Genomic DNA, 13,261 nt, shown 5'->3' on the forward strand with positions numbered 1-13,261 from the left:
GCAGGAGAGGGTCGGCCGCCGTTATTGGCTGTCCAGCTTATGGAGCTGCACTTGCAACGTCCTCTCCAGCTCCAGCATGAGTTTTTCCAGGGCCTTGACCCCCATGTCTATCGTGGGGCGCTCCTCGTTGCGGGCGCAGGCCAGCTCCAGTGCTTCGCATTGCGCGGCCAATGCACTTGCCTGGACGATGCGCGCGGCGCCCTTGATCTTGTGGGCTTGCTCAATGATCGCCTGGGGCGCTGCCTGGCGGGCCATCAAGGCCACCAGGTCCTCGCGGTCCTGACGGCTGCTGCTTAACAGTTGCGCAAGCAAACGCTGGCTCAACTGCGGGTCGCCTCCGGTCAGTGCGTCCAGGCAATCGAGTTCCAGCCGCTGGCCGCTGGATCGGGGTTTGATCTGCGCCAGTTGCTGCTCCAGTGCAGTGAGGCTGATGGGCTTGAACAGGCAGTCATTCATGCCCGCCTGCGCACAGCGAAGTTTCTCCTCGGGTTGGGCATTGGCGGTGAAACCGAGGATTACGCAGGGCACCTGCTGTTCTCGCTGCTCGTATTCACGGATCGAACGGCTCAGCTCATAGCCATTCATGATGGGCATGTTGCAATCGGCAATCACCAGGTCGAAGTGCTCCTGGCGCCAGGCCTGAAACCCGGCGGCGCCATGTTGGGCTGCCGTGAACTGGTGCCCGAGGTAACCTAATTGCTGGCACATCAGCAAACGGTTCGCCGGGTGGTCGTCCACTACCAGCACATTGAGCACCGCCGCGGCTGTTGGCGCCTGAGACTTGAGCTCGTCCAGCGCTTCAATGGGCTTGAGGCAGGTCATCTTCAGGCTGACCTGCACTTGAGTGCCCACCATTGGCACGCTGCTCAGGCTCAGTTGCCCACCCATCATCTCGCACAGGCTGCGACAGATCACCAGCCCCAGGCCCGCTCCGCTCCTGGCCAGGTGCCCGGAGTTGTCCGCCTGGGCAAAGGGTTCGAACAGGCGCAATTGGTCGTCCCGGCTGATGCCGATGCCTGTGTCCTCGACCACCAGCTTCATCTGCACCTCTTGGGGCTGCTCGGTGGCTTGCACCTGCACCTTGATCTTCACCTGCCCGCGCTCGGTGAACTTGATCGCGTTGCTGACCAGGTTGGACAGCACCTGCTTGAAGCGCAGCGGGTCTATCAGCACGGCGGTGTTGTCGAGGTTGGGGTCGAATTCGAGTAACAGGCTGAGGGTTTTCTGGCGGGCCAGACCATCGAAGACGCGCACCACCGATTCGATCACTTCGCGCAGGTTCACGCGCTCGGGAGCCAGGCTCAGGCGGCCGGATTCGATACGTGCAATGTCGAGGATATCGCCGATCAGCTCCAGCAGGTCCTTGGCCGAGTTGTAGGCCACTTCGATAGCCGGACGGTCGAGATGGCCCTGATCGGCGCGCTTGAGCGTCAGTTCCAGCATCCCGATCACGGCATTCATCGGCGTGCGGATTTCATGGCTCATGGTGGCGAGGAAGGTGCTTTTGGCGCGGTTCGCCTCGTCGGCGCGTTCCTTGGCAGTGCGCAACTCGTCGAACAGTTGGCGCCGGTCACTGATATCGATCCAGCCACCGATGATGCCCTGGACTTCGCCGTCCGAGTCGCGATAGGGCAGGATCCAGTGGTAGATCGTGAGTTTTTTGCCGTGAATGTGCAGGGTGCGATCAAGGATCAGCGGAGTGCCTTCCACCACCACCCGTTGGTAGTCGGCATGGTACTGCGCGGCTTCAGGCGCCAGGGCCATGTCCATTTGCACCACACTCTTGCCGATGACCTCTTCGCGTTTGACCCCGAACACTTGCAGGTAGCTGTCATTGCAGGTCTGCAACAGGCCCTTGCGATCACGCACATAGATTGGGTGCGGTGTTTCATTAACCAGTGCGCGCATGAACTCGAACTGGTCATTGAGGGCGCGCTCGGCCATTTTGCGGTGCTTGATCTGGCGGCGCATGTAGGCGTTCCAGGTCAGGGAAATCAGCAGCAGCAACCCGGTGCCAATGATGATTTGCGCAATCAGTTGGTGGTAATTGCGCCAGTAACTGTCCGAGGCTGGCGTGTAACCGCGCCAGCGGCTGTTGATCACGCCCATTTCGTCCGGGGCAATGCTCAGCAGCGCCTTGTCCAGGATTGAGCTCAGTTCGACGGCACCGCGCGGCGTGGCCAGGGCGAAGGTGGCGGGCAGCGTGCCAATGCTGGCGCTGATCTGCAGTTTGTCCTGGAACACCTGGGAGGCCAGGAAATAGTTGGCGATGACCAGTGAGTTCACTGCCCCGTCCACGCTTCCCTGAGCCAGCATTTCCGAGGCCTTGAAGGTATCGCTGACTTCCACCAGGCGAATCTGTGGGAAGTTTTCTTGCAAGGTTTTTTCCAGCGGGTTACCGAGGGTGATTGCCAGGCGCTTGCCTGCCATCTGCTCCAGGTTTGTGGCCGCGTCGGGCTCCTTGCGGGTCAGCAGGACGTAGGAGTTTTCCAGGTACGGGCGGCTGAAGCTGAGCTGAACCTCGCGTTCGGTGCTGGGGACGATGGCCCCGATGATATCGGCTTTACCCGCGGTGAGCTGCTCGATCATCGTGCTGACTTCGCGACTGCGCTGTATTTCAAAACGCAGGCCGGTGCGCAGGCGGATCAGTTCCAGCAGGTCGGCGGTAATACCGCGAAAGTTGCCGTCGGCATCGAAGAACGTCAGCGGCGCGAACGTCTCATTGACCACGACTTTTACCACCGGGTGATCTTTGAGCCAGCGCTCTTCACGCTGGGTCAGTTGCAGTTTCTTGTCGGTCAGCAAGATGTCGCTGCCGGCGCTCCAGCGCTTGGCAATGCTGTCTCGTTCATTAACGGGGACGGCCGTCAGCACCGCGTCGACGATGCTCTGTAGAACCTCCTGATCGTGACGCAAGGCGAAGCTGAACCCATAGGCTTCATGCTTGCCGAAGTTGGCCATGTGGATATTTTTGAGGTAGCCCTTGTTGATCATGTAATGGGTGGAAATAGTGTCCCCCAGAAACACATCCGCCTGATCGAACGCCACGGCATTGAGCGCGTTTTGATAGGAAGGAAAGGCGCGGATATCCGCCTGCGGGTATAACTTTTCCACTTCGTTCAGCGGCAGGTAGTGATAAACAAGGCTCAAGCGCAGGCCGGCCAGACCATCGCTTAAACTGCGCGTTTCACCTTCGCGGGTCACCAGTACGGGCTGGTCCACCGCATACGGCTGCGACAGGATGAGTTTCGGGTTGGCGGCCTCAAAGCCATTGGATGAGCCCAGCAGGTCGATTTCCCCGGTTTCCAGCGCATGGATCGCGGCTTCTCGTGTCGGATAACGCAATACCTTGACGGGCAGGGCCATGGCTTTGGCCAGCAGCCCTGCGTAATCGGCGGTCAGGCCTTCATAGTCGCGACCGCTGGAGGTGAGGTCGAAGGGCGGATAGTCGGGTGCCGAGGTGCCCAGTACCAGCTCGCGTTTGTACATTAGCCACTGGCGCTGGGTCTTATCCAGCTGAATATCGAGTTGAACGGTACCCGCGCGGCTCAATAAGGTGAAGTGTTCCGGTCCGATTTGAGGGGCCGCGGGCACGGTAGTGCTCAAGCACAGGCCGGCCAATAATATAATCAGATAGTCCTTTATACGCCTTGGCATCCGCTTTCTCACACTAGCGCGTTTCGTTTTGCCATCTCGATAAGTTCTACCAAGGACTTGGCTTTAAGTTTTTGCATCAGCCTTTTTTTGTAGGTACTTACTGTCTTGTTACTTAGAAACATACCTTTGGCGATTTCTTTGTTTGTACGACCTTGTGCAAAAAGTTGCAGCACCATCAGTTCCCGGTCGTTCACGGCCTTGAATAACTCAAGTTCCAGTGCGTCCTTGCTGTCGGCGCCATTGGAATTGAGTGCCTGGCTGGGGAAGTAGTTGTAGCCAGACAGTACCGCACGAATGGCACTCAGCAGTTCGCTCAGGTCGCCTTCCTTGCACACATAGCCGTCTGCGCCCGAGCGCATGCAGCGGGTGGCAAACAACGTCGGGCTCTGGGCCGTCAGGATCAGGGTTTTCATCGAGGTGTTCATCGCGTTGAATCGGCAGAGCACTTCGAGGCCGTCGAGTTTTGGAATACTGATGTCCAGGATGATCAGGTCGGGCAGGCATTCGCGAACCATTTGTATCGCGTCACAACCGTTGTCCGTTTCGCCAACGATTTTATAACCTTCGTGTTCCAGCAACATGCGAATCGCCAGCCTGATAACCGGGTGATCATCAATGATAAAAACCGTGTTCATAATCATATTCCATGCAAGTGCAAATAAAGCGGGCACATTAGCTCAGAAGAAGAGGGAGGAGGACGAGCGTTGGGGGGAGTAGATATAAAACAGGAGAATTCCTACATAATAAAAGGTAACGACCTACGGTTCGATAAGGCTTTGCGTCGTCGGATGTAAGTAATAGTTGGATCAGTAAGCCTTGGAGCCGTGCCTGGGATTCGGCGATGGTTTTGCGGCGATTGTTTACCGGTGAACGGTGTTTATAGTCCTACAGTTATAACGAGAGCAGTGGCGCAATCAACTCTGTCAGTGCATCTTTATTCAGGGGCTTCAATAAATAACCAAGCAGGGGCAGCCCGCGCCGCCGGGCCTGGAGTGTCAGGTTGGACAACTCTGTTGCGGGCAGCCCGCTCAACAGGATTGCGCCGGTGATGAAGTGTTGGCGGCTGGCAATGTCTACCAGTTCCAGCCCAGGCAGGTCAGGCAGGCATTGATCGCACAGCATCAAGTCAAAGGGGCGGGTGGCGCAAGACATCGAGCGGATCGCCTGCTCGGCATTTTCCGCAAGGGTCAGTTGTTCGAAACCGAAGCTTTTGAGCAGGCACTGCGTGGCCAGGAGTTGAAAGGGATGATCCTCCACCAATAGGATTCGAAGACGGGGTATGGGCATAGAAGGCACATGGCTCAGTCAGAGGGGCGTGACGTAGGAATTGCGTGTCGGGTTCGCAAGAAGCGTGCTCGATTATTCCTCGAGCGGATGTGCGAATTCGATCAGGCCGCTCTGTTCCCGTCGTAGGTAAAGTCTGTACGGGACGCAGGCGGCATAACCTAAGGTTTTACTGTGGGCTGGATCGCCCGGTCATCTCCCGTGCCATTTCGGTGGCGTAGCTGTCGGTCATGCCGGCGATAAAGTCGATCATGCGCAGAAACGAAGCGTGCAGCGACCAGGCTGGGTTCGGCGCGCTGTTGCCCAGCAAGTCAAGGATGCGTCGGTTCTTGAACGACGGCGTGCGCCCGCCATGCTGCTCCAGGGCGGCACCGCAAAACGCGTTCAGCAGGATTTCCAGGGTGGTGTAGGCGCCGATCTCGTGCAGGGTCTTGCGTTTGTCCTGGAAGATTTTCTTGCGCGCCATGTCCTTGGCGTCCAGTACACAGCGCTTGGCCGGGCCGTGCATGTGTTCCACCAGGTCGCCCGGCAGTGTGCCGGCGAGCAATGCGTCCTGCTGCTCGACGAAGGCGCGTGCCGCTGCGTTGGTCAGGTGCTCGATGGCCTTGCCGCGCAGGATCGCCAGCTTGCGCCGGCGTGAATCCTGCGGGCCCAGTTGCCGGTAGGTCTGGGGCAAATCATCACCCACCAGGTCGAGCAGCAGCGACTCGACTTCGGCATATTCGAGCAGCTCCATTTCCAGGCCGTCTTCGAGGTCGATCAAGGCGTAGCAGATATCATCGGCCGCCTCCATCAGGTAGACCAGCGGGTGACGGGCCCAGCGTTGCTCTTCCAGCTGGGGCAGGCCGAGCTTGTGGGCGATCTGTTCAAGGATCGGCAACTCGCTCTGATAACAACCGAACTTATGCTTCTTGTAGCCCAACGAATCCGCGTGGCGGGCGGTCCAGGGGTACTTCAGGTAAGTGCCGAGGGTGGCGTAGGTCAGCCGTGTGCCGCCGTCGAACTGGTGGTACTCCAGCTGGGTAAGCACCCTGAAGCCTTGGGCATTGCCTTCGAAATTGAGGAAATCGTTGCGTTCGGCACTGCTCATGTCATCCAGCCAGCCGCGTCCGGCCGCCTGTTGGAACCAGTGGCGAATGGCATCTTCACCCGAGTGCCCGAACGGCGGGTTGCCGATGTCATGGGCCAGGCAAGCCGATTGCACCACCATGCCCAGGTCGCTTGGCTCGCACCAGTCGGGCAGGGCGCTGCGCAAGGTTTCGCCGACACGCATGCCAAGGGAGCGGCCGACGCAGCTGACTTCCAGGGAGTGGGTCAGACGTGTATGGATATGGTCATTACTGGACACCGGGTGCACTTGAGTCTTGCGGCCCAGGCGGCGGAACGCGCCGGAGAAAATAATCCGATCGTGGTCTTTGTGGAACGGACTACGGCCGAGTTCTTCCGGGCTGTGCAGGGGTTTTCCAAGACGTTCGCGGGTAAGCAGGGTGGGCCAATCCAAGGCGGTTACTCTCCGTGCGGTGAATGACCCTCCCAGCTTCCCGGTTCAGCGCGGCATCGGCAAGCAAAAATCTACAGGCCGGCCGCATCGATATCGATTAACAGCAAGCGCTGACCGTTATCGAAGAACTGCCCGGCGGTGAGGCAGTATTGGTTGGTAGTGGCATCGCGGTAGGTCGACGACAGCGTCAGGCGCCGCTCCTCCCAGCCTTCGGCGAGCAGGTGATAGAAGTATGGCCGCCATGACCAGTTGTGGCCCAGGTAGCGGCTGTCGGCCTGCCAGGCATCCTGGCGCCACTCGAAGTTGGGCGTCAGCTGGGTGCCATGGCGGTCGCACTGGTAAAAGCGCAGCAGCCATGGAAAGTCCGGCAATTGGGGCAGTTGATCGAGCGGCGCGCGGGCCTGTGCCCAGCGTTGGAGGATGCTCATCAGCTCGGCCAATTGCACGCGCAACTGCATCACACGGCCACGCTCGGCGAGTTTGTGTTGCACGTAAACCCCGCGCAGTTGGGCAAAGCGCGCGACGAACGCATCGGCCGCAAACCAGTCCAGTTGGGCCTGGGCAAACAGATAACCCTGCACATAACGCGCGCCGCACTCCAGGGCAAAATTCAGTTGCGCCTCGGTTTCCACGCCCTCGGCGATGATCCAGCAGCCGGTTTTTTCGGCCATTTGCGCCAGTGCCCGCACCACGTCACTGCTCGGCCCGCCTTTGGCGGCTTCCTGGAACAGTCGCATGTCGAGCTTGAGAATATCCGGCTGCAGCGCCAGTACGCGGTCGAGTTGCGAATAGCCGGCACCGAAGTCATCGATGGCGATGCGTGCGCCAGCATCGCGGTAGCGTGCGACCACCTCGGCCAGGCGCTGGATGTCGCCGCCCAGTTCGGTGATTTCAAACACAATGCGCCGCGGATCGACATTGTGGGCCTGCACTTGTTTCAGGCTGGGCAAGGCTTGGCCAGGGCGCAGGCGGTTGATCCAGCGCGGTGAGATGTTCAGGCTCAGAAACCAGTCGGCGGGGGCTTCATGCAGGCGGCTCAAGGCGTTTTCGCGGATCTGCCGGTCCAGACGGCGCAGGGCCACACCCGGTGTGCGTGGGTCGGCAAACAGCGGGCCTACCGACTGCAAGTGACCATCGGCCTGACGCAAGCGGCCCAGGGCCTCGACGCCGGCAATGCGCCCGGTGGCGGTGTCGATGAATGGCTGGAAACAGGCGAGCGGTTGCCCGTCGATCACGGGGCCTCCTTAAGAGAGCTGGCGAAAAAAAGGCCCGGCCCTCAGTGACGAGGGCCGGGCCGATTCTGTTTGCAAGAATGCAGCCAGCCAGCTTCAGCCTTTACGCTGCATGGCCAATTTGATCAGCGGGATCAAACCGGCACCCAGCCGCACCAGGCGCGTCAGGCTGCTGATGCCGCCGCCCTTGGCGCCCTTGCCGGTGAAAAAGCCCATCAGGGTCACCGCCGCCACGCCCCACAGCGGCGCGTGCTTGATGCCCAGGCTGTCTTGCCAGTTGTGGCGCATGTCGCGCATTTTGTTCAACGGCGCCATCAGTTGCTGGGACTCGTGACGGATCTCCTGGCGATGCATTTCCATGCGCAGGCGAATCAACGCCTTGCGCATTTCCCGGCGCGAGGTGTTTTGCGGGATTTCAGTCATGCTCATGGCAGCAGGCGCTCCCGATCATTGGCCAACTCTTCAAGGGTGGCGTGGAAGGGCGTGGACTCATCGAACACCGCCGCTTTCAAGCGCACCCCGCAGAAGGCCGCGGCCAGGCTGTAGAACACGCAAAGGCAGATAATCCCGGTGAGACGATAGCCGGTGTCCCACACCAGAATCATCACCAACGTCGACAACCCCACCAGCAATAACAGCGCAAACACCAGCGCCAAGCCTGCAAACAGCAGCAGGCTCACGGTGCGGGCCTTCTGTTCCTGCAACTCGATGCCAAATAATTCGACGTGGCTGTGCAGCAAGCCCAGAACGGCTGCGCCCAGGCGTCGTGAAGTGGAACTGGTGCCCGTGGACGAGCCGGTTTCGCCGATAGACATGATAGTTAGCGCCTTGTAGCCAGCAGACCGATCAAAAAGCCCACGCCGGCGGCAATGCCTACAGACTGCCAAGGGTTGGCCTGAACGTAATCTTCGGTGGCCGTGACCGCCGCCTGGCCGCGTTCACGCAGGGAATCTTCGGTCAGTTGCAGGGTTTCACGGGCTTTGAGCAGGCTCTCGTGAATCTTGCTGCGCAGCTCATCGGCCTGGTCACCGGCCAGCACGGCGGTGTCGTCGAGCAACTTTTCGGTGTCACTGACCAGGGTTTGGAAATCCGCCATCAGTATTTCTTGAGCAGTCTTTGCAGTTCTTCTGGCCATGGGTATCTCCGTGATTGGCTGATCTGTTTGGTACGTGTGGTTTCGAGTCACCGGTTTCGGTGAAGGTTCAGTTCAATTGTCTGGTACAGCTTTTGCTTTGCCTTGGTGCGCAGGCCCTGGGGCTTGCGCCGAGTCGGGGCGGATCGAGGCCGATGCCTGGAAAAACCTTACCCTAAATCACACAAACTCGCGGAAAAACCCTGTCGGCAACGGCCCATTGTGTTGATCGCTGCGCTAAAGCGGTTCACGCCCTCTCAAGAGGGGCGGTGCCGGTGGTGCCAATTTAGTGCGCGCAACCCTGGCTTGAACCGCTTTGGTGCTTTTTGCCTTGAATGCAGGCCTGCCAACCTCCATGGAAAATTTGCAAAGCGCAGTGGACACCCTCGTCCACAGCTCCAATACCCTGTTTATCCTGATTGGTGCGGTCATGGTCCTGGCCATGCACGCCGGCTTCGCGTTCCTGGAAGTCGGCACCGTGCGCCAGAAAAACCAGGTCAACGCCCTGTCGAAAATCCTCAGTGACTTCGCCATCTCGACCCTGGCTTATTTCTTTATAGGCTATTGGATCTCCTATGGCGTGAGCTTTATGCAGCCGGCGGCGGTGATCAGCGCCGATCACGGCTATGGCCTGGTGAAGTTCTTCTTTCTGTTGACCTTCGCGGCAGCGATCCCGGCGATCATTTCCGGCGGCATTGCCGAACGCGCCAAGTTCGCCCCGCAGCTGTGTGCCACCGCGCTGATCGTGGCGTTTATCTACCCGTTTTTCGAAGGCATGGTGTGGAACGGCAATTTTGGCCTGCAAGCCTGGTTGCTCGCGCGCTTTGGCGCCAGCTTCCATGACTTTGCCGGCTCCGTGGTGGTGCACGCCATGGGCGGCTGGCTGGCGCTGGCGGCGGTGCTGCTGTTGGGCCCGCGCAACGGGCGCTACAGGGAAGGGCGGCTGGTCGCGTTTGCGCCTTCGAGCATTCCGTTCCTGGCGCTGGGTTCGTGGATTCTGATCGTCGGCTGGTTCGGCTTTAACGTGATGAGCGCGCAAACCCTCAACGGTGTCAGCGGCCTTGTCGCCGTCAACTCACTGATGGCGATGGTCGGCGGTACGGTCGCGGCCTTGGTGATCGGCCGCAATGACCCTGGCTTCCTGCACAACGGCCCGCTGGCAGGGCTGGTGGCGATTTGCGCCGGCTCCGACCTGATGCACCCGGTGGGCGCGCTGGTCACCGGTGTGGTCGCGGGTGGGCTGTTCGTGTGGTGCTTTATCGCCGCCCAGGATCGCTGGAAGATCGACGACGTGCTGGGCGTATGGCCGCTGCATGGCCTGTGTGGTGTGTGGGGCGGCATTGCCTGCGGGATCTTTGGCCAGACCGCATTCGGTGGCCTGGGCGGCGTCAGCCTGATCAGCCAGTTGATCGGCACCGCGCTGGGCGTGGCCGTGGCACTGGGCGGCGGCTTGCTGGTATACGGCGTGATCAAGCGCGTACACGGGCTGCGCCTGAGTCAGGAGCAGGAGTATTACGGCGCGGATCTGTCGATTCACAAAATTGGTGCGGTCAGCCAGGATTGATCGACTGTCTGGCAACAGGCTGGCCCGCTCGCCACAGTCAGGTGGGTGGGCTTAGAATGGTTGCCTGTTTTTGATCGGGTCCATTCGCCATGCTTCCTGAATGCCAGTTGTTCGGCACCCTGGGTTGCCATCTCTGTGAGCTTGCTGAAGCCGAAATCATGCCGCTCGTCGAGGGCGGGTTGCTGGTGGAGTTAGTGGATATTACTGACCCCGACGACCTCACTGAAGTTTACGGGCTGCGCATCCCGGTGCTTCGGCGCGCCGATACAGGGGCGGAGCTGGATTGGCCGTTTGAGAGCGAACAGGTGGTCAACTTCCTTAAATAGCGCGAACCCGGTGGCTTGCCGAACACCAGGCTTTGGTTGTTCAAGCGCTTTAAGTGTTCTCCAGACCGCAGCGCTCATGCGCGATCAAGTCATCGTGGGTTTCGCGCCGCCGTATCAATTTGGCGTGTGCTCCCTCCACCAGCACTTCTGGTGGGCGCCCTCGGGAGTTGTATTGGCTGGCCATGCTCATCCCATAAGCGCCACATGAGAAAATCGCCAACAAGCTTGCGTCTTCCAGTACGGGCAAGGGCCGGCCTAATGCGAAGTGATCGCCGGTTTCACAAATGGGGCCAACAATGTCGACCTCTTCCAGAGGCGCGGCTCCCGCCTCACGGACGCTTTCGCTCAACGCCGTCCAATGGCCGGAAAAGTCGCCAAATCGGGTTGGCCAGATGACGTGATTCGCGCCGTATAAAGTGGGGCGCAGCAGGACGTTCATACCCGCATCAACAATTGCAATCTTGCGATCCCAGCCTTGTTTGATGTACTCGACCGTGGTGAGTAAAACGCCCGCGTTCGCGCTGATCGAACGGCCCGGCTCAATGATGAAGCGCAGACCACGACGTTTCAGTTCTTGCAGACGCTCACAAATATGCGCTCCCGTTTCAGTCAATGAACAGACGGGATTGCTTTCGTTTCCGTATTGCGCTGGAAACCCACCGCCGATATTGATGAACTCAATCGGGCAGTCAGCGGCCTGAAGCCGGTTGACCATTTCTTCAATCTTGTCGATGGCAGACAAGTAGGTGTGGGCCGATGGGATCGGGGACCCGAGATGTATATGGATGCCAACGACATCGACGCTCGCGTAACGCTTTGGGGCAAACAGTTCATAGGCGCGTTCAATCGGTATGCCAAATTTCGTCTGGCGGCCGCCAGTGGCCGTTTTCTCATGGGTACCGGCATCCACCACATCCGGATTGACCCGAATGGCCACCTTTACACGCTTGCCGGCCGCCGACGCTACCGCATCCAGGCGCAGCAACTCTGCCTCGGACTCCACATTGAAAAGGAATACGCCCACGTCAACGGCATAGCTGATTTCTTCGTGGGACTTGCCGACACCCGCGAACACTATCTTGTCTGCGGTCACGCCTGCCATCAGTGCCCGGTACAGTTCACCGCCACTGACCACATCGAGGCCGGATCCTTGGTCGACCAAGAGCTTGAGGACGCTGAGATTGCTGCAGCTTTTAACCGAGAAACAAATCAAAGGCGCCAGTGCAGAAAATGCGTTTTGTAGTACGGCATAGTGATTTTTCAGCGTCTGTGCTGAATAGAGATAAACAGGGCTGCCGTGCTGTTCGACAATGGCATTTACATCCACTTGCTCTACATGTAAATGGCCGTTGATAAAATTAAAATGGTCCATCTTCCTACCTCGATTGGATGACTCCGACTAAACGCACTGACAACTTTCTCGGCGCAGACGATGCAAGTGTGCATGGCGAAAAAATAAAGAAAAAATATCAAAATGATGGCCATCTATTCATTTCTGATATGGTTCGACCCATTCAATTCAACGCGTGGGTTTGCTCATGAATTTCAGTTTTCGCCATGTGGAAGTGTTCTGGGCGGTCATGACCACCGGCAGTGCAACCGCTGCCGCGGCATTGCTGCATACCTCGCAGCCCACTATCAGCCGCGAGCTGAGTCGTTTTGAAACTTTGACTCAGTTGACCTTGTTCAAACGCGCGGGCGCGAAACTGATTCCCACCGAGCATGGCCTGATGCTCTTCGATGAAGTTCAGCGCAGCTATGTGGGCCTGGCTCGCGTCAAGAACGCCGCTGAGGCCATCCGGCACTTTCGCCATGGGCAAATTTCGCTGACCTGCCAGCCGGCGTTTTCGAATGCCTTGCTGCCACAGGTCTGCCAGGATTTTTGTATTAAATTCCCGGGTGTCAGCATCAATGTCACGCCGCAGGAATCTCCCGCCCTGGAAGAGTCACTGACGGCTCAACGTTATCATTTGGGGCTGACTGAAACCCTTGAGACACCACCTGGAACCCACAGCGAAACCTTGTTAAACCTTGATGTGGTGTGTGTATTGCCTTCTCATCATGTGCTCAATGCAAAAGCAGTCCTCACGCCAGAGGACTTCAATGGGCAAAACTTTGTTTACCTTGCGGCGGATGACCCCTACAGGATCAAAACCGACGCGATCTTTCAGCAGGCGGGCATTGAGAGACGGCTGGTGGTCGAAACGCATAACGCCAGCGCTGTGTGTGCGACCGTAAACCTGGGTGTGGGCGTTGCAATCGTCAATCCGCTCACCGCTCTGGACTATGTAGGCAGAGGTTTGCAGATCCGGCGTTTTTCCCATTCGATTTCTTACTGTGTGAGTGTCGTGCGGCCGTTGCACCGCCCTGAATCGTCCAGCGTCATTCACTTTGTGGATGTGCTGCGCAGCCATTGTCAGCGCATAAGTGCTCAGTTGCAGAACCTCTGAGCAGGCCCACTGGTCGCGCACGGGTGGTCTTGATTGCACAGGCGCGTTTTCGCGATGGCGAGTTTCCGAATATTAAGTTACTGTATGTTTGTACAGCGATTGAATAGAGGGAACG

At 58.7% G+C, this 13,261-nt stretch carries 12 protein-coding genes; 3 read left to right on the top strand and 9 right to left on the bottom strand.

What is annotated here, in order from left to right; translation table 11 throughout:
* Positions 1-21 precede the first annotated feature (21 nt).
* The 8 genes from HBO23_RS17650 to HBO23_RS17685 all read right to left on the bottom strand — a co-directional run bounded on the left by HBO23_RS17650 (position 22) and on the right by HBO23_RS17685 (position 8,809).
* Positions 22-3,657: a transporter substrate-binding domain-containing protein gene (locus HBO23_RS17650; protein WP_170038985.1), complete on the bottom strand. Its 3,636-nt coding sequence runs from the start codon at positions 3,655-3,657 to the stop codon at positions 22-24.
* Between the two features lie 8 nt (positions 3,658-3,665).
* The gene (locus HBO23_RS17655) at positions 3,666-4,292 is read right to left on the bottom strand and encodes a response regulator transcription factor (RefSeq protein WP_017136176.1); all 627 of its coding nucleotides are present in this window, start codon (positions 4,290-4,292) and stop codon (positions 3,666-3,668) included.
* 256 nt (positions 4,293-4,548) lie between these two features.
* A complete protein-coding gene (locus HBO23_RS17660; protein WP_017136177.1) occupies positions 4,549-4,944 on the bottom strand; it encodes a response regulator in 396 nt (131 codons plus the stop codon).
* A 166-nt stretch (positions 4,945-5,110) separates the two neighbouring features.
* A complete protein-coding gene (locus HBO23_RS17665; RefSeq protein ID WP_017136178.1) occupies positions 5,111-6,442 on the bottom strand; it encodes a deoxyguanosinetriphosphate triphosphohydrolase in 1,332 nt (443 codons plus the stop codon).
* Positions 6,443-6,513: 71 nt separating this feature from the next.
* Complete coding sequence (locus HBO23_RS17670) at positions 6,514-7,677, bottom strand: EAL domain-containing protein (protein WP_169985702.1); 1,164 nt, start codon at positions 7,675-7,677, stop codon at positions 6,514-6,516.
* Positions 7,678-7,770: 93 nt separating this feature from the next.
* Positions 7,771-8,103 (bottom strand): hypothetical protein, encoded by a 333-nt coding sequence (locus HBO23_RS17675; RefSeq protein WP_017136180.1) that lies wholly within the window; start codon positions 8,101-8,103, stop codon positions 7,771-7,773.
* Positions 8,100-8,489: a phage holin family protein gene (locus HBO23_RS17680; RefSeq protein WP_017136181.1), complete on the bottom strand. Its 390-nt coding sequence runs from the start codon at positions 8,487-8,489 to the stop codon at positions 8,100-8,102. Before HBO23_RS17680 ends, HBO23_RS17675 begins: the two co-directional genes overlap by 4 nt.
* A gap of 5 nt (positions 8,490-8,494) precedes the next feature.
* Entirely contained in the window at positions 8,495-8,809 is a 315-nt protein-coding gene (locus HBO23_RS17685) for a YqjD family protein (protein WP_017136182.1), read from the bottom strand.
* A gap of 352 nt (positions 8,810-9,161) precedes the next feature.
* Between HBO23_RS17685 and HBO23_RS17690 the strand changes: the two genes are divergently transcribed.
* Positions 9,162-10,370 (top strand): ammonium transporter, encoded by a 1,209-nt coding sequence (locus HBO23_RS17690; RefSeq protein WP_138450029.1) that lies wholly within the window; start codon positions 9,162-9,164, stop codon positions 10,368-10,370.
* An 89-nt stretch (positions 10,371-10,459) separates the two neighbouring features.
* Positions 10,460-10,696, top strand: coding sequence for a glutaredoxin family protein (locus HBO23_RS17695; protein ID WP_170038987.1), 237 nt, complete (start codon positions 10,460-10,462; stop codon positions 10,694-10,696).
* Positions 10,697-10,745: 49 nt separating this feature from the next.
* Here HBO23_RS17695 and lysA read toward each other — a convergent pair whose 3' ends face one another.
* Positions 10,746-12,068, bottom strand: coding sequence for a diaminopimelate decarboxylase (gene lysA / locus HBO23_RS17700; protein ID WP_170038989.1), 1,323 nt, complete (start codon positions 12,066-12,068; stop codon positions 10,746-10,748).
* 166 nt (positions 12,069-12,234) lie between these two features.
* On the opposite strand from lysA, the gene HBO23_RS17705 reads away from it, so the two are divergent.
* Positions 12,235-13,146, top strand: coding sequence for a LysR family transcriptional regulator (locus tag HBO23_RS17705; protein WP_099549060.1), 912 nt, complete (start codon positions 12,235-12,237; stop codon positions 13,144-13,146).
* Positions 13,147-13,261: the final 115 nt, after the last annotated feature.

It is taken from the genome of Pseudomonas sp. WS 5532 (genome assembly GCF_012985445.1).
Classification (GTDB): Bacteria; Pseudomonadota; Gammaproteobacteria; order Pseudomonadales; family Pseudomonadaceae; genus Aquipseudomonas; species Aquipseudomonas edaphica.

Coding starts and splice junctions, on each gene's coding strand:
- HBO23_RS17650 (WP_170038985.1), bottom strand. CDS start 3,657: ATGCCAAGGCGTATAAAGGACTATCTGATTATATTATTGGCCGGCCTG.
- HBO23_RS17655 (WP_017136176.1), bottom strand. CDS start 4,292: ATGAACACGGTTTTTATCATTGATGATCACCCGGTTATCAGGCTGGCG.
- HBO23_RS17660 (WP_017136177.1), bottom strand. CDS start 4,944: ATGCCCATACCCCGTCTTCGAATCCTATTGGTGGAGGATCATCCCTTT.
- HBO23_RS17675 (WP_017136180.1), bottom strand. CDS start 8,103: ATGAGCATGACTGAAATCCCGCAAAACACCTCGCGCCGGGAAATGCGC.
- HBO23_RS17680 (WP_017136181.1), bottom strand. CDS start 8,489: ATGTCTATCGGCGAAACCGGCTCGTCCACGGGCACCAGTTCCACTTCA.
- HBO23_RS17685 (WP_017136182.1), bottom strand. CDS start 8,809: ATGGCCAGAAGAACTGCAAAGACTGCTCAAGAAATACTGATGGCGGAT.
- HBO23_RS17690 (WP_138450029.1), top strand. CDS start 9,162: ATGGAAAATTTGCAAAGCGCAGTGGACACCCTCGTCCACAGCTCCAAT.
- HBO23_RS17695 (WP_170038987.1), top strand. CDS start 10,460: ATGCTTCCTGAATGCCAGTTGTTCGGCACCCTGGGTTGCCATCTCTGT.
- lysA (WP_170038989.1), bottom strand. CDS start 12,068: ATGGACCATTTTAATTTTATCAACGGCCATTTACATGTAGAGCAAGTG.
- HBO23_RS17705 (WP_099549060.1), top strand. CDS start 12,235: ATGAATTTCAGTTTTCGCCATGTGGAAGTGTTCTGGGCGGTCATGACC.